Origin of the sequence: Mycobacterium sp. ITM-2016-00316, assembly GCF_002968335.2 — a bacterium.
In the GTDB taxonomy this organism is placed as follows: Bacteria; Actinomycetota; Actinomycetes; order Mycobacteriales; family Mycobacteriaceae; genus Mycobacterium.
In genome coordinates, this window is sequence record NZ_CP134398.1 from 4,061,930 (window position 1) to 4,087,177 (window position 25,248).

The 25,248-nt window shown below is 67.7% G+C and carries 19 protein-coding genes and 2 tRNA genes; 12 read left to right on the top strand and 9 right to left on the bottom strand.

Going from position 1 to position 25,248, the window contains the following annotated elements; all coding sequences use genetic code 11:
* Positions 1-28: 28 nt before the first annotated feature.
* Positions 29-835 (top strand): mycolate reductase, encoded by an 807-nt coding sequence (gene cmrA / locus C6A86_RS19480; protein WP_105365382.1) that lies wholly within the window; start codon positions 29-31, stop codon positions 833-835.
* A gap of 81 nt (positions 836-916) precedes the next feature.
* Here cmrA and C6A86_RS19485 read toward each other — a convergent pair whose 3' ends face one another.
* Entirely contained in the window at positions 917-2,500 is a 1,584-nt protein-coding gene (locus C6A86_RS19485; RefSeq protein WP_105365381.1) for a helicase HerA-like domain-containing protein, read from the bottom strand.
* Between the two features lie 69 nt (positions 2,501-2,569).
* Between C6A86_RS19485 and orn the strand changes: the two genes are divergently transcribed.
* Both orn and C6A86_RS19495 read left to right on the top strand, forming a co-directional pair.
* Positions 2,570-3,199: an oligoribonuclease gene (gene orn, locus C6A86_RS19490; RefSeq protein ID WP_199196357.1), complete on the top strand. Its 630-nt coding sequence runs from the start codon at positions 2,570-2,572 to the stop codon at positions 3,197-3,199.
* Positions 3,200-3,245: 46 nt separating this feature from the next.
* Positions 3,246-3,318 (top strand) — tRNA-His (locus C6A86_RS19495).
* A gap of 56 nt (positions 3,319-3,374) precedes the next feature.
* On the opposite strand, the gene C6A86_RS19500 is transcribed toward C6A86_RS19495, so the two are convergent.
* On the bottom strand, positions 3,375-4,130 hold the full coding sequence (locus tag C6A86_RS19500) for an SDR family oxidoreductase (protein WP_105365380.1): 756 nt from the start codon (positions 4,128-4,130) through the stop codon (positions 3,375-3,377).
* 136 nt (positions 4,131-4,266) lie between these two features.
* Between C6A86_RS19500 and C6A86_RS19505 the strand changes: the two genes are divergently transcribed.
* Together C6A86_RS19505 and C6A86_RS19510 are read left to right on the top strand one after the other, a co-directional pair.
* Positions 4,267-4,956 carry a DUF899 family protein gene (locus C6A86_RS19505; RefSeq protein ID WP_105365379.1) on the top strand — a complete coding sequence of 230 codons (690 nt, stop codon included), beginning with the start codon at positions 4,267-4,269 and terminating at the stop codon, positions 4,954-4,956.
* Positions 4,953-5,432 carry an SRPBCC family protein gene (locus C6A86_RS19510; RefSeq protein ID WP_105365378.1) on the top strand — a complete coding sequence of 160 codons (480 nt, stop codon included), beginning with the start codon at positions 4,953-4,955 and terminating at the stop codon, positions 5,430-5,432. Before C6A86_RS19505 ends, C6A86_RS19510 begins: the two co-directional genes overlap by 4 nt.
* A gap of 11 nt (positions 5,433-5,443) precedes the next feature.
* On the opposite strand, the gene C6A86_RS19515 is transcribed toward C6A86_RS19510, so the two are convergent.
* Entirely contained in the window at positions 5,444-6,664 is a 1,221-nt protein-coding gene (locus C6A86_RS19515; RefSeq protein WP_105365377.1) for an Ig-like domain-containing protein, read from the bottom strand.
* 160 nt (positions 6,665-6,824) lie between these two features.
* Here C6A86_RS19515 and C6A86_RS19520 point away from each other — a divergent pair.
* Positions 6,825-6,900 (top strand) — tRNA-Lys (locus C6A86_RS19520).
* 104 nt (positions 6,901-7,004) lie between these two features.
* On the opposite strand, the gene C6A86_RS19525 is transcribed toward C6A86_RS19520, so the two are convergent.
* Positions 7,005-7,754, bottom strand: a complete 750-nt coding sequence (locus tag C6A86_RS19525) for an IclR family transcriptional regulator (protein WP_105365393.1) — start codon at positions 7,752-7,754, stop codon at positions 7,005-7,007.
* A gap of 103 nt (positions 7,755-7,857) precedes the next feature.
* On the opposite strand from C6A86_RS19525, the gene C6A86_RS19530 reads away from it, so the two are divergent.
* The 5 genes from C6A86_RS19530 to C6A86_RS19550 all read left to right on the top strand — a co-directional run bounded on the left by C6A86_RS19530 (position 7,858) and on the right by C6A86_RS19550 (position 12,174).
* Positions 7,858-9,198, top strand: a complete 1,341-nt coding sequence (locus C6A86_RS19530) for an SLC13 family permease (RefSeq protein WP_233213176.1) — start codon at positions 7,858-7,860, stop codon at positions 9,196-9,198.
* Positions 9,195-10,616, top strand: a complete 1,422-nt coding sequence (locus C6A86_RS19535; RefSeq protein WP_105365375.1) for an acyl-CoA synthetase — start codon at positions 9,195-9,197, stop codon at positions 10,614-10,616. The genes C6A86_RS19530 and C6A86_RS19535 overlap by 4 nt, the downstream gene beginning before the upstream one ends.
* Positions 10,613-10,996 (top strand): hotdog fold thioesterase, encoded by a 384-nt coding sequence (locus tag C6A86_RS19540; protein ID WP_105365374.1) that lies wholly within the window; start codon positions 10,613-10,615, stop codon positions 10,994-10,996. Before C6A86_RS19535 ends, C6A86_RS19540 begins: the two co-directional genes overlap by 4 nt.
* Positions 10,997-11,284: 288 nt before the next feature.
* Positions 11,285-11,689, top strand: a complete 405-nt coding sequence (locus tag C6A86_RS19545; protein WP_142407063.1) for a hypothetical protein — start codon at positions 11,285-11,287, stop codon at positions 11,687-11,689.
* A 305-nt stretch (positions 11,690-11,994) separates the two neighbouring features.
* Positions 11,995-12,174, top strand: coding sequence for a hypothetical protein (locus C6A86_RS19550; protein WP_105365372.1), 180 nt, complete (start codon positions 11,995-11,997; stop codon positions 12,172-12,174).
* On the opposite strand, the gene C6A86_RS19555 is transcribed toward C6A86_RS19550, so the two are convergent.
* Positions 12,161-12,388, bottom strand: a complete 228-nt coding sequence (locus tag C6A86_RS19555; RefSeq protein WP_105365392.1) for a DUF3618 domain-containing protein — start codon at positions 12,386-12,388, stop codon at positions 12,161-12,163. The two genes, C6A86_RS19550 and C6A86_RS19555, sit on opposite strands and share 14 nt — an antisense overlap.
* 92 nt (positions 12,389-12,480) lie before the next feature.
* Between C6A86_RS19555 and bcp the strand changes: the two genes are divergently transcribed.
* Positions 12,481-12,954 (top strand): thioredoxin-dependent thiol peroxidase, encoded by a 474-nt coding sequence (bcp, locus tag C6A86_RS19560; RefSeq protein WP_105365371.1) that lies wholly within the window; start codon positions 12,481-12,483, stop codon positions 12,952-12,954.
* On the opposite strand, the gene C6A86_RS19565 is transcribed toward bcp, so the two are convergent.
* The 4 genes from C6A86_RS19565 to C6A86_RS19580 all read right to left on the bottom strand — a co-directional run bounded on the left by C6A86_RS19565 (position 12,943) and on the right by C6A86_RS19580 (position 25,088).
* A complete protein-coding gene (locus C6A86_RS19565) occupies positions 12,943-14,283 on the bottom strand; it encodes a dipeptidase (RefSeq protein WP_105365370.1) in 1,341 nt (446 codons plus the stop codon). The two genes, bcp and C6A86_RS19565, sit on opposite strands and share 12 nt — an antisense overlap.
* Before the next feature lie 254 nt (positions 14,284-14,537).
* Complete coding sequence (locus C6A86_RS19570; RefSeq protein WP_067994998.1) at positions 14,538-14,927, bottom strand: holo-ACP synthase; 390 nt, start codon at positions 14,925-14,927, stop codon at positions 14,538-14,540.
* A 29-nt stretch (positions 14,928-14,956) separates the two neighbouring features.
* Positions 14,957-24,172 (bottom strand): fatty acid synthase subunit beta domain-containing protein, encoded by a 9,216-nt coding sequence (locus tag C6A86_RS19575; RefSeq protein WP_396833895.1) that lies wholly within the window; start codon positions 24,170-24,172, stop codon positions 14,957-14,959.
* A gap of 631 nt (positions 24,173-24,803) precedes the next feature.
* Positions 24,804-25,088, bottom strand: coding sequence for a hypothetical protein (locus tag C6A86_RS19580; RefSeq protein ID WP_105365368.1), 285 nt, complete (start codon positions 25,086-25,088; stop codon positions 24,804-24,806).
* Positions 25,089-25,248: the final 160 nt, after the last annotated feature.

A 25,248-nucleotide genomic window follows, 5' to 3' on the forward strand; every position in this document is an offset into this window, starting at 1 on the left:
CCACCCTAATGGTCCCTACGATTTCTCCATGCCTGTACCCGCGCCCCATCCCGACGCCCGCGCAGTCGTCACCGGAGCCTCCCAGGGCATCGGTGAGGCCCTGGCCTTCGATCTGGCCGCCCGCGGCCACCACCTGATCATCACCGCACGCCGCGGCGAGGTGCTCACCGAGCTCGCCGCACGGATCACCGAACGGCACGGTGTGACCGTCGAGGTGCGGGCGGTGGACCTCGCCGACCCGGCGGCCCGCGACGTGCTGTGCGACGAGCTCGCCGGCCGCAACATCTCCATCCTGTGCGCCAATGCCGGGACGGCGACCTTCGGCCCGCTGGCCAAGCTCGACCCGGCCGGCGAGAAAGCCCAGGTTCAGCTCAATGCCATTGCCGTGCACGACCTTTGCCTCGCGGTGCTGCCCGGCATGCTGGCACGCAAAGCCGGCGGCATCCTGATCTCGGGCTCGGCGGCGGGCAACTCCCCGATCCCCAACAACGCCACCTACGCGGCGACCAAGGCCTTCGCGAACACCTTCAGCGAGTCGCTGCGCGGTGAGGTCAAGAAAGACGGCGTGCACGTCACGCTGCTGGCGCCGGGCCCCGTGCGCACCGAGCTACCGGATGTCTCCGAGCAGTCGCTGGTGGAGCGGCTGATCCCGGACTTCCTCTGGATCGACACCGAGTACACCGCCAAGGTGTCGCTGGACGCGTTGGAAGCCAACAAGATGCGCATCGTGCCGGGCCTGACGTCCAAGGCGATGTCGGTGGCCAGCGGCTACGCACCGCGGGCCATCGTCACCCCGATCGTCGGCGCGGTCTACAAGAAGCTCGGCGGCCAGTAGCCGTCGCTGCCCGCCGAAACTGTGTTCCAGACGGCGACGTTCGAGTAACGACCGTCTGGAACACAGTTTCGGCGCTACCGGTCAGCGGCGCCGCCGCCCGGTGCCGAAGATGCTGCGGGTGATCTCGCGGCCGATCACCGTGCCGGCCGATCGCATCGCACTCTTGAACGCCGGGCTGGCAGCCATCTTGTCCAGCAGGCTCGGCTCGGCGGTGCCGCGCGATTTCACCGCGCCGCCGGCCTCGGCCGAACCACCCGAGGTGGGCAGCGGCGGCGGCAACTGGTCCGCCGGCGCGGGTTCGGGCGGGGCGAGACGCGCGGTGAGCCGTTCATAGGCCGATTCGCGGTCGATGGTCTGCCCGTAGGTGGCCTGCAGTGGGCTGGCGGCCGCGACGGCCTTGATGGCGTCCGGACCGATGGTGTCCATCAGTGAACGCGGTGCCCGCATGCGGGTCCACGCCACCGGCGTCGGCGCGCCCTTCTCAGACAGCACGGTGACGATGGCCTCCCCGATGCCCAGTGAGGTCAGCGCACTCTCCAGGTCGTAGACCGTGGTCTTGGGGTAGGTGCGCGCCGTCTTGGACAGCGCCTTCTGATCGTCGGGGGTGAACGCCCGCAACGCGTGCTGCACCCGGGCACCGAGCTGGCTGAGCACATCGTTGGGCACGTCGGTGGGCAGTTGGGTGCAGAAGAACACGCCGACGCCCTTGGACCGGATGAGCTTCACGGTCTGCTCGACCTGCTGCAGGAAGGCCTTGGACGCGTCGTCGAACAGCAGGTGCGCCTCGTCGAAGAAGAACACCAGCTTGGGTTTGTCGACGTCGCCGACCTCGGGCAGCGTGGTGAACAGATCGGCCAGCACCCACATCAGGAAGGTGGAGAACATCACCGGCCGGGCGGCCTGGGCGCCCAGCTCCAGCAGCGAGATGACACCGCGGCCCTGCGCGTCCAGGCGGATCAGGTCCTTGGGCTCCAGTTCGGGCTCGCCGAAGAAGGTGTCGGCACCCTCGGCCTCCAGGTTGACCAGGGCGCGCAGAATGACCCCGGCCGTCGTCGTCGACACCGCGCCCAGCGCCTTGAGTTCGGGCTTGCCCTCATCGCTGGTGATGAACTGGATGACCGCGCGCAGATCCTTGAGATCCAGCAGGGCCAGGCCCTTCTGGTCGGCCCAGTGGAAGATCAGCCCGAGCGTGGACTCCTGGGTAGCGTTGAGCCCCAGCACCTTTGACAACAGAATCGGCCCGAAGCTGGTGATGGTGGCCCGCACCGGCACCCCGATGCCCTCGGTGCCCAGCGACAGGAACTCCACCGGGTAGGCGGTGCCGGCCCACGTGTCACCGGTATCTGCCGCGCGTTGCGCGATCTTGTCGTTGTCCTCCCCCGGCCGCGACAGCCCGGACAGATCGCCCTTCACATCGGCCATCAGCACCGGCACGCCCGCGGCTGAGAGCTGCTCGGCCATCACCTGCAGGGACTTGGTCTTGCCGGTGCCGGTCGCCCCGGCGACCAGTCCGTGCCGGTTGATCATCGCCAACGGAATCCGCACCTGTGCGCCCGGATCGACGACTCCGTCGACGACGACGGCGCCCAGTTCCAAAGCCTGGCCTTCAACGGCATAACCTGCGGCGATCTGCTGTGCCGGGGTCGCGGTCGATTCTGCGGTCATGGGCCAGACACTACTGAACAGGCAGGTGCGGGCAGCAACGTGCCGGTGGTGCGAATACTGTGGATCCCCGTGCGTGAAGAACTGGTGTGGATCGACTGTGAGATGACCGGGCTCGACCTGAAGTCCGACAAGCTCATCGAGATTGCGGCGTTGGTCACCGACGCCGACCTCAACGTGCTCGGTGACGGTATCGACGTGGTGATCCATGCCGAGCCCGACGACCTGTCCGGGATGGTCGAGGTGGTGGCGAAGATGCACGCCAAGTCCGGGCTGGACAAGGAGGTGCTGGCCTCCGACATCGACATGGCCACCGCCGAGAAGATGGTTCTCGACTACATCCGCAGTCACGTCAAATCGGCGAATACCGCTCCGCTGTGCGGCAATTCGATCGCCACCGACCGCGGGTTCATCGCCCGCGACATGCCGACGCTGGACAGCTTCCTGCACTACCGGATGATCGACGTCAGCTCCATCAAGGAACTGTGCCGGCGCTGGTACCCGCGCATCTACTTCGGCCAGCCGGAGAAGGGCCTCGCCCACCGTGCCCTGGCCGACATCCACGAGTCGATTCAGGAGCTCAAGTACTACCGGCAGACCGCCTTCGTGGCCGCCCCCGGGCCGACTACCAGCGAGATCGCCGCCGTCGCGGCCGAGCTCGGGCCGGCGGGCAGCGCGCCGAAGGAATCCGATTCGGCTTAACGGCCCCGATACGGTTAAGATCGTCAACGCCGCTGCGGCGGCAATGGTGGCTGTAGTTCAGTTGGTAGAGCACCAGGTTGTGATCCTGGCTGTCGCGGGTTCGAGTCCCGTCAGCCACCCGCGCAGGTGGGAGGGCCCTCGGGCCCTCCCACCGTTTGCGTTTCAGGGGTCCGCGCTAACCCCGCCGCACCCTGGGCGCCAACTGCACGACCTCGGGCACCACGCTGGGGTTCAGGTAGGCGGTGCCCACCAGTGAAACCAGGGTGTTGGCAACGTCATTGAGCGCCGACATCTGCTCGGGCAGCTGGCCGTGCTTCGTCCACGACTTGAACAGCAGCGAGAGCAGTTCCCGGTCGGCGCCGCGCAGGATCTCGGTGTCCTCGGTGGGGCCGATACCGACCCGCACGATCGCCAGTTCGGGGTGCTCGCTGCGCCAGGAGTGCAGGATCTCGTTGAGCGCCGCCTTGCTGGCGTTGTAGGCCGCCACACCGGCCCGCGGCCGGCCGACATCGTGGCTGGAGGTGATCAGCACGACACCGGTGTCGGACAGGTGCGGCCGCACCGCCCGCAGCACACTGTTCGCGCCCAGAGTGTTGACGTTGAAGGCGTGAATCCAGGTGGCGATATCGGTGTCCTCGATGTGTGCCATCGGGGCCACGGTGCTGGTGAACACGACGGCGTCGAAGCCGCCCAGGCTCTCCGCGGCAGCGGCCACCACCCGGGTGATGGCCGCGGGGTCCTCGACGTCGAGTTCGAAGGCCGTGCCACCGGTCTGCTCGGCCAGCGCCTCCAGCAGGTCCATTCGACGCGCGGCCACCGCCACCTTGGCGCCGCGCTCCGCCGCGCGGATGGCGACCGCATGCCCGATCCCCGAAGAGGCACCGACAATGAGCACACGCAATCCGGCGATATCGGAACCTTCACCACTCATGGTCTGTAGAGCTCGCTTTCCCTCGGTCGATCCGGGCTTAGGACACCCTTTGTTCGTCGGACAGTACCGCGCGCGATGAGTTCGGACCGCACAGTGGGTCTACACAGACACGAACCGCTGTGAAAGGAGACTCTTCATGACGACCGCGAAACCGCCCGTGGTGGACGCCGCCACCTGGAAGACCGCCCTGGAGGACCTGCGCCGCCGCGAGAAAGCCGCCACCCGGGAACTCGACGCGATCGCGGCGCAGCGCCGCCGGCTGCCGATGGTGCAACTGCCCGAGTACACCCTGATCGGTGCGGACGGGCCGGTGCGACTGGCCGACGTCTTCGAGGGCCGTTCCCAGCTGATCACCTACAACCACATGTGGTCCGACGGCGCGGAGTGGCAGTGCGGCGGCTGCACCGGCTTCACCTCGCAGTTCACCCGGCTGGAATTCCTGGACAACTATGACGCGCGGTTCGTCATCGTCACCAACGGGCCCATCGACGAGGCACTCGCCTACAAGCGCAAGGTCGGCAACACGATGGACTGGTACTCGTCATCGGAGAGTTCCTTCGGTGCGGACGTCGGCGCCGCTCCCGGCACGGGTTTCGCGGTGAACGTCTTCCTCCGTGACGGCGATACCGTCTACCGCACCTGGCACACCGACGGCCGCGGCACCGAACAGCTCAGCCACACCTTCGCGCTCATCGACCTGCTGCCCTTCGGCCGCCAGGAGGTGTGGCAGGACTCCCCCGACGGCTGGCCCCAGTCACCGACCTATTCGAACTGGCTGGACTCACCCGATGTCGCCCGCGCCTACGGCGAAGGAGCCCACGCGTGAGCACCCAGACCGACCAGGAGCGCTACGTCGTCACCCGCACCATCCCGGCGAGCCCGACAGCGGTGTTCGATGTGCTCGCCGACCCGGCACGCCATCAGGACACCGAACCCGGCGACTGGGTACGCGATGCTGTGGACCCCGAGCCCATCACCGGGACCGGTCAGATCTTCGTGATCAACATGTTCCTGGAGTTCGCCGGCGGCCATTACGTCATGCACAACCTGGTCACCGAGTTCGAGCGCGACCGCACCATCGCCTGGCTGCCCGGCCAGCTCAACGCGGCGGGCGAGCATGAGCCGGGTGGCTGGTGGTGGCGCTATGACCTGGCGCCCAACGGTGCGGGCACCGATGTGACGATCACCTACGACTGGACCGGCACACCGCAGAGCTTCCGCGATCAGGTCGGCGGCATGCCGCCGTTCCCGGCGTCCTATATCCAGGAATCGCTTGCCGCACTGGAGCGTTGCGCAACCTAGCCCTCAACGACTCAGGTGCTGGCGTTGCCGGCCTTCCACTGTGTCCACGGGATGTTCCAGTCGCCGAGGCCGTCGGTGCCGGGAAGCTGCGAGCCGACGGTGCCGACCACCTCGACGATGTCGCCGCGCTTGGTGTTCTCGTAGAACCACAGCGCGTTGGAGGTGCTCACGTTGAGGCATCCGTGGCTGACATTGCTGTACCCCTGGCTACCCACCGACCACGGGGCGCCGTGCACATAGATGCCGCTGTAGGACATCTGGGTCGCGTAGTCCACCTCGGTGCGATACCCGTTGGGCGAGTTGACCGGAACGCCGTACGTGGAGGAATCCATCACCAGCTCGGCATACCGGTCACCGATGATGTAGACGCCGTTGTTGGTGGGCGAACTGTCCTTGCCCATCGAGATCGGCATCGTCTTGACCACCTCACCGTTGCGGCGCACGGTCAGCGTCTTGGTGGCGTCATCGGCGACCGCGATCACCTGATCGCCGATGGTGAAGTTGGTGCTGACGTTGTCCTGGCCGAACAGGCCGTCGCCGACCTCCACACCGTAGGTGTTGACCTCGACATTGACCTTGGTGCCCGGCTTCCAGTATTCGGCTGGGCGCCAACGCACCTCGCGATTGTTGAGCCAGTAGAAGGCGCCGTCCACCTTGGGGGTGGTGGTGACCTCGATGGCCTTCTCGGCGGCGGCGCGGTTGGTGATGTTCTCGTCGAAGCGGACCGCGATGGGTTGACCGACGCCGACGACCTCGCCCTCGTTGGGCAGTAGGTAGGGCATCGTCAGGTTTTCCGGCGAGTGCGTCTCGAAGGTCGCCTGGGTGGCGGCCTGGCCGCCGAGGCCCGAGGAGCGCGCGTTGAGGGTGTAGCTGGCGTTGTACTCCAGCGGGTCGGTGCTCGACCAGGTGAGTCCGTCCGCGCTGAACTCACCGGGGACCGGTGCGCCGTTCTCGTCGGTCAGGCTGACGGGCCCGAGGGCTCCTCCCGCGGTGGTGACGGTCACCGGCTCGTCGACGGTGACGCCGACGGCACCGTTGGTGACCGACGCGGTGAGCTTGGGTATCAGCAGATCCCCGTACGGGGTGCCCTTGTCCGCGATGGTCTTCGGTTGTTCGGGGGCTTGATTACCGCTGCACGCGGCCACCGTGAACACCGTGGTCAGCGCCACCGCGATCACTATTGGCCATGTCTTGCGCCGACGCGCGCTGCCCACCGGCGAGACCTGCACCATCTGTTCTGCTCCACTTTGTTTCACAAGGACCCGCGGGATCACGGAGACTTGGCAATAGTCTAAGGGAACCTCCGACAACCGGCCGTCCACGAAGCGGTGGAACCGTGATCGTCATGCGGATTTCACCTCACAGCGTCGGTGCTGTTATTGTCTCCAACGCGCGCCGTTAGCTCAGTTGGTAGAGCAGCTGACTCTTAATCAGCGGGTCCGGGGTTCGAAACCCTGACGGCGCACCACCACAAAGGCCCTGCTCCGGCAGGGCTTTTGTCGTTGGTCGGCATTGTCGTTCATTGACATGGTCGTTCATCGACACTGTCGTGTGACGGCGTTGTCGGTCGCGTTACCGTTCCCCGCGCAGCGCGCGGCTGATCTTGGCCGCGGCGTCACGGACCTGCGCCCCGAGTTCGTCGAACCGGTCCTCGGTGATGCGACTGGTCGGCCCCGACACCGACATCGCCGCCACCACACCGGAGGGCCCCACGATGGGCGCCCCCAGTGAGCTGATGCCGAGCGAAAGACCGCCGACGTTCATCGAATAGCCCCGCTCCCGAACATCGTTGACCACGGCCCGAACGCGGTCGGCGTCGGTGATGGTGTCGGGCGTCTGGGCCGGTAGCGGCCCGGCCAGGTAATCGTCGAGGTAGTCCTGATCGCAGGCCGACAGATACGCCAGGCCGGTGGCCGAGGCGTGCAGGGCGATCCGCTCCCCCAGTGGCAGGAACGCGCGCAACCGGTGCGAGGTGTCCAAACGCTCGACGAGCACCAGCGAATCGCCGTCCGGTGCGGCCAGGTGGATCGTCTCGGTGGTCGCCAACTGCAGTTCGTTCATCACCGGAAGTGCGATGTCACGCAGACTCTCCCCGCCGCCGGCACGGCCGACCACCGCGACCGCGCGGTAGGTCAGTTGCCATCGGGTCGGAGTCGTCTCGGTGGGTCGCAGCCAGCCGACCTCCTGCAGCGTCAACAGCACGCGCTGCACGGTGCTTTTGGGTAATCCGACGGTCCGCGCCAACTCCGACAGACCGACCGGTTGCGCCTCGGCGACCGCTTCGAGGACCCGGAACGCCGACACCACGCTTTCTGTGGCCAAGGTTGCCCCCTTCATCACTTGTGAGCTAGGTTACAGCACATCGGTCTACCAGACGAACCAATGGTCCATCCTACGGACCGAACTACTCCAGGAGGTGCAATATATGACGGCGCAACTGATCGCTCTCGGGATCTTCATAGCGGTGTTCGCGATCGCCGCCATCCGCAACGTCAACATCGGCATCGTGATGTTCCCGGTCGCCTGCGTCGTCGGGCTCTGGCTCGCCGATCTGAGCCTCACCGAGGTGATCGGCGAGTTCCCGCTCAGCATCCTGGTGCTGCTGGTCGGCGTGACGTATTTCTTCGGGATCGCGCACAGCAACGGCACCATCGACTGGCTCATCCAGGCCGCACTGTCCCGGGTCGGCAATCGGGACGCCCTGTTCCCCGCGGTCTTCTTCGCGCTGACCGCCGTCATCTCGGCGATGGGCGCACCCCTCGGTGGTCTGGTGATGGCGCCCATGGGCATGAGCATCGCGCACAAGCGCGGCATCGACCCGATGCTGATGGCGCTCGCCATGGGTGCAGGCCTGAGCGCCGGCGCGTTCGCCCCCACCAGCCTGTTCGGCATCATCACCTGGGGCACCGCCAACGAGGCGGGCATCGCACTCAGCCCGCTGCTGCTGTTCGGAGTGGCCGTCGCGCTGAACCTCGTGCTACTGGCCGTCGCCTATGTGATGTTCGGCCGCAAGAAGCGGCTCGACGCCGCGGTGCCGGCGTTCAGCGAGGCGATGGTCGCCCGCGGGACGGCGTTGCCCCAGTACGGCGGCTCCACCCTGGATATCGGCGAGAACAACGATGACGAACTGGTCGCGCCAGAGCGCCCGACCGGCATGCAGATCCTCACCATCGCCATGATGCTGGTGCTGATCGCCGCGGTCGTGGTGATGTCCCTGCTCGGGATGACACCGGACATCGGCGTGCTGGGCTACGGTCTCGGCGCGATCGCCGCGCTGCTGGACGCGTCCTCGGGCAAGAAGGCGATGAGCCGGATCGACTGGGGCTCGGTGCTTCTCGTCGGCGGCATCATCACCTACGTCGGCGTACTGACCGAGATGGGCGTGGTCGACCTGCTCGGCGAGGGCGCGGTTCATCTGGGCTCACCGTTGGTGGCAGCCGTTCTGCTGTGCGCGGCTGCCGGGTTGATCTCGGCCTTCGCCTCGACCACGGGCATGCTGGCCGCCCTTGTCCCCCTGGCACTTCCGCTGATCGCCGAAGGTGGCATCCCGGGCTGGGCGCTGATCTGCGCCATCGGCGTGTGCGCCTCCATCGTCGACGTCTCGCCGTTCTCCACCGTCGGTGCCACGTATGTGGCCACCACGGTCGATGAAGAGGCCCGGCCACGGATGACGAAGCTGTTGACGCGTTGGGGTCTGTCGATGGTGGTGGTCGGCCCGATAGTCCTGACGTTGGTGCTGATCCTGCCCGGGATGGCCTTCTCATGATCCGGCCCCTTCTGCACGCGTTGCTCGATGATGACACCACCGACGATGACCGCTGGCTCACGATCGACGGGGAATCGCTGTCGCGCACCCGGTTACGTGCCATTGCATGGGCGTTCGCGGCCGATATCCGCTCACGCGGCGGTGTGCAGGTGGTGGCCGTCAACGCCGAGCCCACCCTGACCACCGTCGTCGCCGTCACCGGCTGCCTGCTAGCAGGAACACCGGTGGTGCCAGTGCCACCGGACGTCGGCCACGCCGAGGTGAGCCATATCGTCGCGGATTCGGGCGCCACCCTGTGGGTCGGACCCCGTTATGCGGGCGTCGAACTGCCGATCGCGGCACCCGACCTCAGCGCCGGTGACGGGGCTCCGCTCAATCCGGTTGACCCACAACGGGTCGCGATGATCCTGTACACCTCGGGCACCACCGGCGCCCCGAAAGGCGTGTTGCTGACCCAGCGGGCCATCGCCGCGGGCCTCGACGCACTGGCCGAGGCCTGGGGCTGGACAGCCGAGGACACCGTGGCCCACGGCCTGCCGTTGTTCCACACCCATGGCCTGGTCCTCGGCGTACTCGGGTCGCTGCACATCGGGTCCCGGCTGGTGCACACCGGCAAGCCCACCCCCGAGCGCTACGCCGAGGCCGGCGCCACCATGTACTTCGGTGTACCCACGGTCTGGACCCGGGTCACCCGCGACGAGCAGGCGGCGAAGGCACTGTCGTCGGCCCGGTTGCTGGTCAGTGGCAGTGCGCCGCTACCGGTCCCGGTGTTCGAGCGGCTGCGGGAGCTGACCGGCCACGCCCCCGTCGAGCGCTACGGCATGACCGAAACCATGATCACGCTGAGCACCCGCGCCGACGGCGAACGCCGGCCCGGCTGGGTGGGCCGGCCCGTCGCCGGCGCGCAGACCCGGATCCAGGCCGACGACGGCGGTCCCGTACCGCACGACGGCGAATCGATCGGCCGGCTCCAGGTGCGCGGCCCGATGCTCTTCGACGGCTACCTGAACCTCCCCGAGATCACGGCGTCCTGCTGGACCGAGGACGGCTGGTTCGGCACCGGCGATCTCGCGGCCATCGATGAACACGGATTCCACCGCATCGTCGGTCGGGAGTCGGTGGACCTGATCAAATCCGGCGGCTACCGGATCGGTGCAGGCGAGATCGAGACGTCCTTGCTGGCTCGGCCCGAGGTGGCCGAGGTGGCGGTCGTCGGAGCACCGGACGACGACCTGGGACAGCGCATCATCGCGTTCGTCGTCACCGGGTCGGACTCCGCCGGCGACGAACTCGCCGAACGACTGATCAGCCACGTCGCCGACGATCTGTCCTGGCACAAGCGTCCCCGCGAGGTCCGCTTTGTATCCGCCCTGCCCCGTAATGCGATGGGCAAAGTCCAGAAGAAAGCACTGATATGAGTACACCGGAAAAGACCGACCACTACGCCCGCCACCTCGGCATTGCCGTGCAGAACTTCGGCAATGGTGCGGCGACCGCCACGCTGACCGTCGGGCCCGACCACCTGAACCCGCACGGCACCGCCCACGGAGCGCTGATGTTCAGCGTGGTCGGCGCCGCGCTGGCCGCGGCGGCCAACAACGACACCCACAGCGGCGTGGTGAGTTCCATCCACATCGACTATCTGGCGCCGGCCCGTGAGGGCGACGAGCTGGTGGCCTCGGCCTCGGTCGGTGAGCGGCTGGCGCGCGAGGACATCTTCGTCGTCCGGCTCACGAAGGCGGGCGAGGACGCCGCGCTCGCCCGCGCCACCGGCAGGGCGACCCGACGCGACCGGTGACACGGCGCGTGCCGATCCGCAACCGTCAAACCTAAGCGATACGAAAACCCGCCATTGCACGACACGCTGTGTCATGATCACAATTCACACAGCAAATTGATTACCGGCACATTGAATTGCCTTTAGCGTCAATTAATTCGAGCCATTTCCAGCACCGGACGGGGCTGGTGAACACGGAGGAATTGGGAATCAGCACCCCGCGGGGACGGTGCCGAGGCGAGAGGACAAGCGATGACACGGCGCCGGAACATCGGCCATCGATTGACACTTCCCTGCCTTCTACTAGGCGTGACAGTGCTGAATGGATGCGGCATCCACATCGAGACGATCGCCCAACCACTGCTGTATGACGCGTCGCCGGCCGCGGCATTCGACCCGTCGCCGGCGGCATCGCAGATATTCGCGCCGTGCGTCTCCGCCAAGTCCGAGCCACTCCAGCACACCGCTTCGGCAATCGCCGACCTCCTTGTCGGCAAAGATCGATACCGGACAGATTGCGCACCCAATCCGGATACGACCATTCCGCTCGACGGCATCATCGAAGACGCTCCACGGGCGCTGACCCCGCAACCGGTGGTCGCCACACCGGCCAACCCCGCAGCCCCAGGTGTCCTGGTCACCGACGAACTCGTCGGCGCCGTGCTGACCGGCACGAGCGAGTACTGGTATCAGCCGGTCATCGGCCCGGCGTAACCCGATATTCACACCGAATCGTTCCACCGCCCGCGCACCCTCGGGTAGCGTTGCCGCCGACGGTGGCGTCAATTAGTTCTGCAAACCTCTCATGAATCTGAGCCGATGTGCTGAAACCAGGTCCGATCGACGAGTTCCGGCACTCGACACGGAGCGAAATAGTAGCTCTGAAACGCAAAGTTCCAGGTAGATGCACAGTGAGAAGTTCAGCCCGGCGTCCATCCGCGTGCTAGTGTCAAGTTAGCTGAACATCGAGCAGATCCGGATGCAGCGCACCGCCGAGGTAGGAAACGAGGAATTAGCTGATGCCAGCCCAGAGCGCACCGAGCTCCTCGGCCGCCACGCCGGATGGCGCGCCGCTCGACGGCGTCGCCGCGGTCATCAGCTGCAGCCGCCTGGGCCGCACCGCCAACCCGCCGACCTTCTCCCTGACGGACTGGCTGCGGCCGCGTCGCCGCCGCGTCAACAGCGTCAGCGGCGCCTGATCCGGCGGATCACCAGCACCACGACCACGGTGCCCACGCCTGCCAGCGACACCAGAACCGGCGGCTTCGTCACGAACGCCACGACCTTGGCCTTGGCATCGTCGGCGAGGCGCTGAGGATTCGCGCGCACGGCGAGACTGTCCACCGTCGCGGCCAGCTGATCACGAGCCTGGTCGATGTCCTTCTTGATCGCCTCGGGATCCCGATCAGCCACTGTGTCCTCCATGTCGTCGGCGTACCGAATTACCCTAGAGCAGCCGGAGCCGACCACGCTGCCCCGGTCGAGAAAGAAAGGCGTATCCACGCATGGCACAGACCCCGCGGCTGGCAGTCGGCGACAAGGCACCCGCCTTCAGCCTCCCCGATGCCGACGGCAACACCGTCAAGCTCTCCGACTTCACGGGCCGCAAGGTGATCGTGTACTTCTACCCGGCGGCCTCGACCCCGGGTTGCACCAAGCAGGCCTGCGATTTCCGGGACAGCCTCGCCGAACTCAACGACGCCGGCCTCGATGTCGTGGGCATCTCCCCCGACAAGCCCGAGAAGCTGGCCAAGTTCCGCGACGCCGAGGGCCTGACCTTCCCGCTGCTGTCCGACCCGGAGAAGAAGGTGCTGACCGCCTGGGGCGCGTTCGGCGAGAAATCCATGTACGGCAAGACCGTGCAGGGTGTCATCCGGTCGACCTTCCTGGTCGACGAGAAGGGCGTGGTGGAGGTCGCGCAGTACAACGTGAAGGCCACCGGGCATGTGGCCAAGCTGCGGCGCGACCTATCGGTCTGAGGCAGCACCCAGCGCCTCCAGGAACAGCGCCTCCGAGGTCGCCGCGCGCTCCAGCACACCGAGGTGCAGGCTCTCGTTGATGCTGTGCGCCTGGGTGCCCGGATCCTCCACCCCGGTGACGAGGATCGCGGCGTCCGGGAAGGCCGCGGCGAACTCGGCGATGAACGGGATCGACCCGCCCATCCCCATGTCGATCGGCGCACGGCCCCACGCGAGCTGAAAGGCCTGCCGGGCCGCGTCATACACCGGGCCGGTCGCGTCGATGGCATACGGCTGCCCGACATCGCCGGGGGTGACGGTGACCCGCGCGCCCCACGGGGCGTGCGCCTCCAGATGCCGGGTCAGTGCCGCGAGATGCTCCCGGGCGTCACCGCCCGGGGCGACCCGCATGCTCACCTTGGCCCGGGCGCTGGGCACCAGCGTGTTCGACGCCTTGTCGATCGGCGTGGTGTCGATACCGATGACCGTGATGGCCGGGCGCGCCCACATCCGTTGCACCACCGGGCCGGATCCGATCTGCCGGACACCGTCGAGCAGGCCGGAGTCCGCCCGCACCCGCGCCTCGCTGAACTCGACCTCGGCGGCGGTCGCCTCGTGCAGGCCCTCGACGGCGACGTTTCCGTCGTCATCGTGCAGGCTGGCCAGCACCCGGATCAGCGCGCTCAGCGCGTCGGGAACCACACCGCCCCACAGCCCGGAGTGCAGCCCGTGGTCCAGGGTCGCGACCTCCACCACACAGTCGGCCAGCCCGCGCAACGACACGGTCAGCGCGGGGATGTCGACACCCCAGTTGTCCGAGTCGGCGATGATGATGACGTCGGCGGCAAGCAGGTCGCGATGTGCGTCCAACAGCGCGGGCAGTGACGGCGACCCGGACTCCTCCTCGCCCTCGACGAAGACGGTGATGCCCACGGGCGGGTTCCCGCCGAATGCCCGGAACGCCGCCAGATGCGTTGCGATCCCGGCCTTGTCGTCGGCGGTGCCGCGGCCGTACAGCCGGCCGTCACGTTCGGTCGGTTCGAAGGGCGGCGAATGCCACTGCGCGCTGTTGCCCTCGGGTTGCACGTCGTGGTGGGCGTAGAGCAACACCGTCGGCGCGCCTTCGGGTGCGGGGTGGCGGGCGATGACCGCGGGCGCACCGCCGGCGCTGACGGTGCGGATGTCACTGAAACCGGCCTCTGCCAACAACTTCGATGTCAGCTCGGCGCTGCGATGCACCTCGGGGCGCCGCGCCGGGTCCGCCCACACCGATTCGATACGCACCAGCTCTTCGAGATCGGCGCGCACCGAGGGCAGCAGCTCACGGACGCGGGCGACGAGATCAGTCATGGCTCAAGGCTAGCCCGCGGCCGCCGTGCATGAGCGACCGCAAGACGTCACGCGCCCCGCCGTTCGAAACTGAAACTGTGTACGTCTCACCGCCGGATCACGTACAGCACTTCAGCTTCCCACGGTCAACCCGTGGCCAGACTGAAGCCATGTAGGAACGTGTGACCATGCAGTAGGTCCGAGCTCCCGGCGTGGCCAATGACCCCGCGAGCGCGCGTGTCCAGCCTCAGACACGCACGCTCGCGGGGTGGAGGTCAAGCTTCGAGGATGGCGACCGCGGCCGCGGTGTCGGCCTCATGGGTCAGCGACAGATGGATCGTCACGTCCTTCAGATGCTCGGCGATGGCACCGGACAACCGCACCTTCGGGCGGCCCCACATATCGGTGACCACCTCGATATCGCGGTGGATTCCCTCCGGCAGCATCGGCCGCTTCGAGAAGCGCGACCCCGACCAGGCCTTGATCACCGCTTCCTTGGCCGCCCACCGCGCCGCGAGGTGACGCGCCGCCGACGAACTCTTGTCCGCGGCGTCGCGCCTCTCCCCCGGCGTGAAGGTCTCGGCGAAAACGGTGCCAGGCTGGTCTACCTGCTCGGCGAAATCCGGAATCGACACCAGGTCGATCCCTACCCCAACAATGCCCATTCCGGAGACGCTAGCCGACTCGCTTTCGGTCACTTCGAGTAGTGGTCGTCAGCACCCAGGCGGGCGTCGGGATCGAGCAGCATGGCCGCTTCCTGACGCTTCTCCGGGGTGTCGTTGCCGAACCGGCGATCGGCCGGCTTCTCGTACAGCGCGGGCCCACCGGCGATCGCCGAGGCGAGCCGCCGCTGACCATCGAGCACGCGGGCGTTGGCCCGGGCCTGGTAGTCGGCACGCTGATCGGCCGGCAGTGCGGCCAGCAGCGCCTGCGGATGCACCAGCGCCACCAGACCGGACACGTGACCGAACCCGAGGCTGGTCACCAGACCGGCCTTGAGCGGGAACTTCTCCCCCAGGTGCAGGGGCTCCCGCACCCAGACGAAGTGCTTGGCGTGGTTCAGCTCATCGTCGACGCAATCCAGGCTGCGGTTGGGCGGGATGACGCCGTCACGCAGAATCTGGCACAGACCCATCATCTGGAAGGCCGCGGCACCGCCCTTGGCGTGACCGGTGAGGCTCTTCTGGCTGACCACGAACAGCGGTGCGCCCTTCGAGCGTCCCAGCGAGGCCGCGAGCCGCTCGTGCAACTCGGTCTCGTTGGGATCATTGGCCAGCGTCGAGGTGTCGTGCTTGGAGATCACCGCGATGTCGTCGGCACCGACACCCAGCTTGGCCAGCGAACGGGCCAACCGGGATTGGGTGCCACCGCGACCGGAAGCCAGCGCACCAATGCCCGGAGCCGGGATCGAGGTGTGCACACCGTCACCGAAGGACGAGGCGTAGGCCACCACGGCCAGCACCGGCAGGCCCATCTGCACCGCGAGGTCACCGCGGGTCAGCAGAATCGTTCCGCCACCCTGGGATTCGACGAACCCGAGCCGGCGACGATCGTTGGCGCGGGAGAACTTCGCATCGCTGATGCCCTTGGCACGCATGACCTCGGTATCCGCGGTGGCCGACATGTCGCCGAAACCGGTCACGGCCTCCAGCGTCAGGTCGTCGTAACCACCGGCGACCACGAACTCGGCCTTGCCCAGCTGGATCTTGTCGACACCCTCCTCGACCGACACCGCCGCCGTGGCGCACGCCGCGACCGGGTGGATCATCGAGCCGTAGCTGCCGATGTAGGACTGCACCACGTGGCCGGCGAAGACGTTCGGCAGCACCTCCTGCAGGATGTCGTTCGGCTTGCTCTGACCCAGCAGGTTGCCGTGGAACATTCGCTGCATCGAGGTGAGTCCACCGATACCTGTGCCCTGCGTGCAGGCCACCAGGCTCGGGTGCACCCAGCGCATCAGCTCCGACGGTGTGAAGCCCGCCGACAGGAACGCGTCCACCGTCGTGACCAGGTTCCACAGCGCGAGACGGTCGACAGAACTCGCCATGTCCTGGCTCACGCCGTACACGGTCGGGTCGAACCCGGTAGGCACCTGGGCGCCGACCGTGCGCGACATCTTCGCCTTGCGGGGCACCCGAATCTCGGTGCCCGCCTTGCGGGTCACCTGCCAGTCGCCGCTGTCGGGGAGCGGCGCGATGACGGTGTGCTCCGGATCGGACTGGGCGAAACCGCGAGCATCCGCCTCCGAGGACACCACGAAGCTGAAGTCCTTGTCGAGGAACACCGACACCAGCAGCGGTGCGGTGTGATCCGAGGTGATCGCCCCATCATCGATGAACTCGCGGATGCCGACCTTGGCGACCACGGCATCGTGGTAGCGCTCGACCAGTTCGGACTCGTCGACCAGATCACCGGTCTCGGTGTCGTACCAACCCGGCTTGGGATCGTCCTCCCACTTGACCAGCCCGGTGGTCCAGGCCAGCTCCAGGACGCCGGCGGCCGACAGCTCGCCGGAAACCTCCATCTCGAAGCGGGTCCGCGAGGAACCGTACGGTCCGAGCTCGGCGCCACCGACGATCACCACCAGATCGGCGGGGTCGACGTCCAGGTCGTCCCACGCCGGCGGCGGTGCCGCGGTGTATCCGCGCGGCGGCGAGGGCAGGGCGCGGATCTTTCCGGCCTCGTCATCGTCGTCGTCATCGTCGGCCGCGGCGGACATCTCCTCGCGGGCCTTGGCGGCCAGCTCGGCCATGTCGATCTCGATCTCGCCGAGACCGCCGGTCATGTCGACCTCGATCGGCGCCCGGGCGGCGGCGACCTTGGACTCGATATCGCACAGCGCCAACAGCTTCGAGGCCATCTCTGCGGTGGTGTAGGTGGTCAGACCGGCCTCTTCGACGGCGCCGACGATGGCGTCGTTGTGGCCCATCAGACCGGTGCCCTTGGTCCAGCCGATCAGCGCGTGCGCCAGCGAAACACGCTGGCTCCACGAGGTTTCGGCCTTCCAGCGGGTGACCACGGCATCGAGGGCGGCCTTGGCCTCGCCGTAGGCGCCGTCACCACCGAACATGCCCCGGTTGGGCGAGCCCGGCAGCACCACGTGCAGACGTGAGGCGATGTCACGCTCGGCGCCCAGATGCGACAGGCCGGCGATGAGCCGCTGCACGGCCCACAGCAGGACCTTCATCTCCATCTCGGAGCGCGCACCGGCATCGGAGAGATCCCCACCCACCCGCGGTGCGGCGAACGGGAACAGCAGCGTCGGGTTCTGCGCGTCCTTGAGGTGAATCGCCTTGGGACCCAGGTTCTCGGTCTGCTCGTTGCCGACCCACTCGACCAGTGCGTCGATATCCGAGTAGGACGCCATGTTGGCCGGGACCACCCACAGGGTGGCGTTGAAGCGGGCGTGATCGCGGTAGAGCGTGCGGTAGAACGCCAGCCGGTCATCGTCGAGTCGCGACGTGGTGGCGATGACGGTGGCGCCACCCTCCAGCAGCTGGGCGGCCACCGATGCGGCGATCGACCCCTTCGAGGCACCCGTCACCACGGCGACCTCGTTGGCGTAGCCACCCTTGTCCGGGTTCTCCGCACCGGCGGCGGCGCGGCCGTACAGCGCGGCGTGCACGTTGCGGCCGTGGGCCAGTGCCCGGCCCTGCCACCAACTGGCCTGGGTGCCGACGATGTTGCCCGCACCCTCGAAGCTCTGCGACAGGCGCTGCCAGTCGGCGTCGATCTCGCTCTCGTCGAGCAGCCAGAACCGGGCCAGATCCTCACGGGCACTTGCCCACCGGTCGTCGAACACCACGGCCTTGCGGGCGTCGAACACCGGGGACACCAGACGCGGCCAGTCCGAACCGAGTTCGGTGGTGACCAGGTCGATCAGATCGGCATCGCTGACGGTTTCCTCGGCGCTGACCTGGTTGTCCAGTCCGAGCTGGCCCAGGATCGTGCGCGCGGCGTTGGCCAGCACACCGTTGGGTCCGGTGACCTGCTCGGCGAACTCGCCGAGCGCCGCCGAGTCGACCACGCCGCCGGCGGCCGCGCCGGAGGACGGCAGGCTGACCGGGATGCCCTTGCGGGCACCGACCGCCTGCACCGCCGCGTCGATCACCTTGTCGACGGAAGCGGCGTCGGCGAGCGCACCGTCGTGCAGGCCGCCCATGTTGCCGCCGCGGACACTGGAACCCTCGCGGGTGCCCAGCGCCACCTCGGCGGTGACGTGCTTGGTCCAGCCGGGGCCCAGTTCCCATGTCTTGGAGACACGTTCGTTGATGTAGGCCGGACGCTTGCCGGACGGTCCGAAGACGGTCCGCAGCTGATCGTTGATCGAGTCCGACAGCACCGGCCCGAACGGCTTGTAGGTACGGGCCAACTTGGTCACCTGCGCCTTGAGGCCGGCCAGATCGGCTTCGGCCGCGCCGTCGATGGCGCCGAGGTTGAGCTCGGAGCCCAGGTCCACCAGCATCTGGTTACGCCGCGAGGACGCACCGTCGGTGATGGATTCGATGGAATCCAGCGGCTCGATCTGGTCGAGGCGCATCTTGGATGCCAGCGCGATGAGCACCAGAGTGGCGTCGGCAGCGTCGAAGCCGATGTCGTCGGGGCGCGGGCCACCGCTGGGTGCGGCGGCCGGTGCCGGTGCGGCTGCGGGAGCCGCGGCCGTCGGTGCCGCCTCGGTGGCGGCCACCTCCTCATCGGGCTCCGGGTCGGTGTCGGTGGCGAACAGCACCGCGGCGTCACGCTCGGCGTTGAGCACCTCGGTGGTGTTGTGCGAGTACTCGGGCAGCTTCAGCGTGTTGGTCGCCAGCCCCGCCACGGTCGGCGCGGTCTTGACGCCGATCTCGACGAACCGCTCCACCCCGAGACCGCCGGCGGCCTCTTCGATGAACAGCAGGTCCTGGGTCTCGATCCAGCGCACCGGGCTGGCGAACTGCCATGCCAGCAGCTCGATCACGATCTTGCGCATCAGCTCGCGCGGACGCTCGTTACGCCAGGTGTCGTAGTCGGCGAGGATCTCGTCGAGCGGCTCGGCGGGCACCAGGTCGCGGATCTCCTGGATGAAGTCGCGGTCCAGGGTGAACGGCCGCGGCACCAGGTTCGGGATGTACTTGCCCACCAGCAGGTCCGGGTCGGCGTCGGTCGGCATGACGCGCTCCAGGGAGCGGCGGAAGTCGGCCACACCGACACGCAGCACCTCGGAGTGGAACGGCACGTCGATACCGGGCACCAGGATGAACGAGCGCTTGCCGCCGCTGATCTCGCGGCGCCGCTCGATCTCCTCCTCCAGAGCTTCCAGACCGCGCACGGTGCCGGCGATGGCGTACTGCGAGCCCCGCAGGTTGAAGTTCACGATCTGCAGGAATTCGCCGGTGCGCTCGGAGATCTCCTCGACGAACGCCGTGACATCGTCATCGGGCAGGTCGATCTGGGACGGGCGGATCGCGGCCAACCGGTAGTTGGAGCGGCCCTTCTCGTCGCGCGGCACGATGTCGTGCATCTTGGAGCCGCGGTGGAAGACCACCTTGAGCAGCGCGGGCAGCTCGTAGACACCGGAAACGCAAGCCAGAGCGGTGTATTCACCGACGGAGTGCCCACACGCGATGGCGCCTTCGACGAAGGCACCCTGCTCGCGCATCTCGGCGACCTGTGCGGCGGCCACCGTCGCCATGGCGACCTGGGTGAACTGCGTCAGGTACAGCACACCCTCGGGGTGGTGGTAGTGCACACCGGAGGCGATCAGGCTGGTCGGGTTGTCCTTGACCACGTGCAGCACCGAGAAGCCCAGCGTGTCGCGGGTGAACTTGTCGGCGATGTCCCAGACCTTGCGGGCGGCCTTGGACCGGGCCCGGACCTCCATGCCCATGCCCTTGTGCTGGATGCCCTGACCGGGGAAGGCGTACACCGTCTTCGGGGCGGCCAGCTGTGCGGACGCGGCCATCACCAGATCGCCGCCAACCTTCGCGGTGACCTCGATGATTTCTGCACCACGGTCGATGCCGACCCGGTCGACGCGGAATTCGATCTCGTCACCGGGCAGGACCATGCCCAAAAAGCGGGAGGTCCAGCCCACCAGGCGGGCCGGCGGGGTGGCGCGGCCGTCGGTGGCGGTCACCACGTGCTGAGCGGCGGCCGACAGCCACATGCCGTGCACGATCGGGCCCTTGAGCCCGGCCAGAAGCGCTGCGGCGCGGTCGGTGTGGATCGGGTTGTGGTCACCGGACACCACGGCGAACGCGCTCATATCGGTGGGCGCGGTCAGGGTGACGTCACGGCGACGGCGACGTGGGGTGTCGGTGGCGTTGTCGGTCATCGCGCCGCCGGCACGGACCGGGTCCTCCAGCTCGACGGCACCGGTGCGGCCGCGGATGGCGAACCGCTCTTCCAGGCGCGCCAGTTCGGTGCCCTCGGCATCGGTGATCAGCACGCTGACCGGCACGACGCGTCCGACCTCGGTGTCGACTGCCTCCGAAGCCGTTGCGGTGACCGTCAATTCGGATTCCGATGTGGGCATCGGCGCGAGCAGGTGCGCGGCATGGTCGAGGTGCACCAGGCTGAGCAGGCCCTCGATGACGGGGAAACCGGCATCGGTGGCGGCCGATCCGATGGTGGCGAACACCGCGGGCCAGCAGCGGCCGACCAGCGCGTCGGGCACCAGGGTCAGGCCCGGGGCCAGCGGGGCGCCGAAGGTGGCGGTGACGCCGGTGTGATCGGCGACCTCCTCGGGGTCCCAGCCGACGGTGACCGTCGCGGTGCCGTCGACGACGGTGGGCAGTGCATCCACCCCGTCGACGCCGGCGGCGATGGCCAGCACCGCACGCATCGCCGCGGCGGCGTCCTCGGCGGTGACGACGGGCATGCCGCCGTTGACCGTGGCGGCCGGCAACGTCAGCTTGATGTCGATCCAGATATCGGACAGCGGCACGCTCAGCGTGACGCCCGCATCGGTGAGTTCCAGTCGCGAGCCGGTGGACGGGTGTGTCGCGGCGCGGTTCTCGTTGACCTGCCACTCGCTGGGGGCGCCGATGCGGTGCACCGGGTTGATCGCGGTACGGCCGGCCCACAGCACATCGGGCGAATCCAGCACCACGGCAATGGGTCCGGTGACGGCGGTGTTGGCCTGGCGGCGCGACACCACCGGGACGGCGACGGCTCCGCTGGCCACGACCTCGTCGACGGCGGCCTGCTCGAAGCGGTCCAGCAGTTCACCGACGGGCTCGTCGACCCGGGTGATACCGGCGACGGCGGCGGTGCCGGGGATGATGCAGACCTGGTCGGCGGTGTAGCGGGCATCGTGGGCCTGCCACAGCGAATCGCTGCGCCACCAGCGGCGCACATCCTTGTCGATGACCGGCACGAAGTTGACCGGCTTGCCCGGGGTCTTGCACAGGGTCACGAAGAACGGCACGTCGGCCGGGTGCAGCTTGATGGTCTCGGCGTCGGGGTACCGGTTGAGCAGGATGTCGACGGCTGCGGCCGGATGCTCCAGCAGCGCTTCGCCTTCGGCGTCCGCGAACAGGGTGTCGATCGGGCCGGAGTCGCTGGGATGCAGGCGGGCCTCGGCACGCTTGAGCATCTCCTCGAAGCGGTCCCGCCAGGTGACGTCGAGCCACGGCGAATCGGCGGCCTTGGTGTCGGCGGTCGAATCACCTTCGCCGATGGCCAGTTCCACGTAGCGGTCCAGCCACTGCAGGTAGGTCATATCGGCGACATCACCGAAGTACGGCTTGGCGGTGTCGGCCATCGCGGCGATGATCTCGTCGCGACGCTCGGCAACGGCGTCGGCGTCACCGGCGACCTCGTCGAGCAGGCGGCCGCAGCGCGATGCGGTGTTGTCGATCTCATGGATGTCGGCGCCGAGCTGGCTGCGCCCGGATGCCATGCCGCCCTGTGCTTTTCCGGCTCCGACCCACACATCGGTGCCCTTGGTGTCCACCAAGAGCTGTTTGACCGCGGGTGAGGTGGTGGCCTCCAGGGTGGCCATCGCGGCGGTGCCGACCAGGATGCCGTCGACCGGCATCAGCGGGAAGCCGTAGTCGTGTGCCCAGCGACCGGCCAGGTATTCGGCCGCACGCTCGGGGGTACCGATACCGCCGCCGACGCAGATGGTGATGTTGGACAGCTTGCGCAGGTCCGCGTAGGTGGCCAGCAGCAGATCGTCGAGGTCCTCCCACGAGTGGTGACCACCGGCGCGGCCGCCCTCGATATGAACGATGACATCCTTGCCGGGCACCTCGGCCGCGATCTTGATGACCGACTTGATCTGGTCGATGGTGCCCGGTTTGAACACCACGTGGGTGATGCCGATGCCGTTGAGTTCCTTGATGAGGTCGACGGCTTCGTCGAGCTCAGGGATGCCGGCGGTGACGACGACACCGTCGATCGGCGCACCGGACTGGCGCGCCTTCTGCACGATGCGCTTGCTGCCGAGCTGCAGCTTCCACAGGTACGGGTCGAGGAACAGGGAGTTGAACTGGATGGCGCGGCCCGGCTCGAGCAGCTGGGTCAATTCGGCGATACGGTCGTCGAAGATCTTCTCGGTGACCTGGCCGCCACCGGCGAGCTCAGACCAGTGCCCGGCGTTGGACGCTGCGGCGACGATCTTGGCGTCGACGGTGGTCGGGGTCATCCCGGCCAGCAGGATCGGCGAATAGCCGGTGAGGCGGGTGAACTTGGTGGACAGCTTCACCGAGCCGTCGGGCAGGGTGACCGTCGAGGGGGCGTAGCTCGTCCACGGTGCGGGCACCTCGGGCACGGCGCCGACGGTGAACAGGCTGCGCTGACCGGCGCGGGTGGCGGCGGCCACGATGCCCATGCCCAGGCCGCGGATCACCGGGGCGGTCAGGCGGGTGACGGTGTCGGCGGGGCCGAGGTCGATGATCCAGCGCGCGCCGGCGGTGTGCAGGGCCTCGACGTCGGCGACCCAGTCGATGGGGCTGACGAAGATGGACTCGACCATGCGGTGGGCCAGCTCGGCGTCGATACCGCACTGGGCCGCCCAGCGGTCCACCAGCGCGACACCGTCGGCCAGCCGCGGCGTGTGGAAGCCGACCTCCACCTGCACGGGGTTGAAGACCGGGGCGAACACCGCGCCACCGCGCAGCTTGTTCTTGCGCTCGGCTTCTTCCTTCTCGGTGATCTTCGAGCAGTACAGCTCGAAGCGGCCGAGCTGTTCGGGGGTGCCGGTGATGACGACGGAGCGACGGCCGTTGCGGATGGACAGCACCGGGGGCAGCACGGTGCGGACGTCGGTGGAGAACTCTTCGAGCAGCTCGGCGATGCGGGCGGGGTCGACATTGGTGACCGAGACCATCGGGGTCTTGTCACCGCGGCCGACCATGCCGCGGCGGCGGGAGATCAGCGAACCGGCGGCACCGATCAGCTGGAGCAGCGCGAGCAGTTCGGCGTCACGGGTGCCCTTGGCCTTGAGCGATTCGACACCCAGGATGCCCTGGGAGTGCCCGGCCATTGCCACCGGCGGAGTGCCCATCAGGTCCAGGCCCTGGCGCGTCAGCGCGCGGATGGCGGCCATCTGGGTGAGCAGGATGCCGGGCCCGGAGATGGCGGCTGTGGTGAGCTGCTTGGTGTCGGGCAGCGGCTCCTCGGCGGCCAGCGCGCGCACCCACTGCAGCGGTTCGAAGCCGATCGGGCGCACCACGACGAGTTCGCGGGCCACCGGCTCCAGCAGCAGCGCCGCCTCGCCGACCAGCTCGCTGAGCTCGGACTCGATACCCGCGGAGCTGACCAGCTCCTCCAGGCTCTCCAACCAGGCGCCACCCTGACCACCGAACGCGACCGCATACGGCTCACCGGCATTCAGCAGATCGACGAGCGCATGTGCGCCGGTCAAGGATCCCTCGTTCAGGCTGTTCTTGCTGCCGGCTGTCACCCTGTCGTGCTCGTTGATCGTCACGTTGTGTATCTCCCTCGGTGGTGCAGTCTTTTCACGCAATGTCGCTGGTCGTACCGGTGTGCCGCGTCGTCGCGGCGAGGATGCGTACGGGATCCCCGACGGCCCCGTCGTCCTGTTGGTCGGCGGTGATTCAGCTTTGAATCTCCGTCGGGCTGGTTCTCATCGGCGCGGTCCGGGAGCACCGGAAGCCGGCTCCAGAACGCGCCCAGAGGGCAGCCCAACCCCACTAAGAGTGTCATAAGAACTAGAGCGATTTTCCGACCTTAAATGGTTACTGGCGAGTCTACGGACGGGTAACCATACGTTGGGTAACAACGACCCCTGCGCCACTCAAACTTCTGCGGGACAAACGTCCTGCATGCAGGCGGTTACGGTCGAGTAGCTATAACTTCCCAGATCAGCGCGATGCCGTTATGAAATCGTTATCTAAGAATTTGGTGTTCTCCGACACCGCCGACGGCGCTGCGAATCGCGCCCCCGAAAGGACATATCCCCTCGAAGTGTCCACCCGCCGGTGGACGGTGGCGGAAATTGTTTGCTGGCAATTATTACTGATCGGTAAGTTTTGTACCCGCCCGACGCCGGCGCGCCGTCCGGTCCGCCCCGTGACGGGTGGTTTGCCAGCCCGCCGTCAGGTCCTGTCGTCACCGGACACCGCCGTCAGCGGCCGCGCGAGCAGTGCCCGCCGCAGCTGGTCGGCGATGACGGCATGGCCGATCCCGGCGCAGTCGGCGACCCACCGGCCCATATCGTCAATGTTGCCCGGGGGCGGGTCCATGGATCCGCAAACCTCGGCAACCTCGCGTTCCAGCACCGAGATCAGGGTGTCGGCCGGCCACTCCACACCGTCCCGGCTCCTATCCAGCAGCGTGACCACGATGCGGGCGTACACCAGCGGGTCCGGAGAGCGCGCCACCAACCGTCCGATGTCGGTATTCGTTCAGCGCCGCCCGTGTGCCCCTGCACCGAGTCGGCGGTGAAACGCACGCATTTCTCCACTCTAGCCCGGCTCGCGCAGGACTAGCGAAGCACACGATGCGCGCTAAACAGCACAGATGTCAGTCCTGGCAACCTCG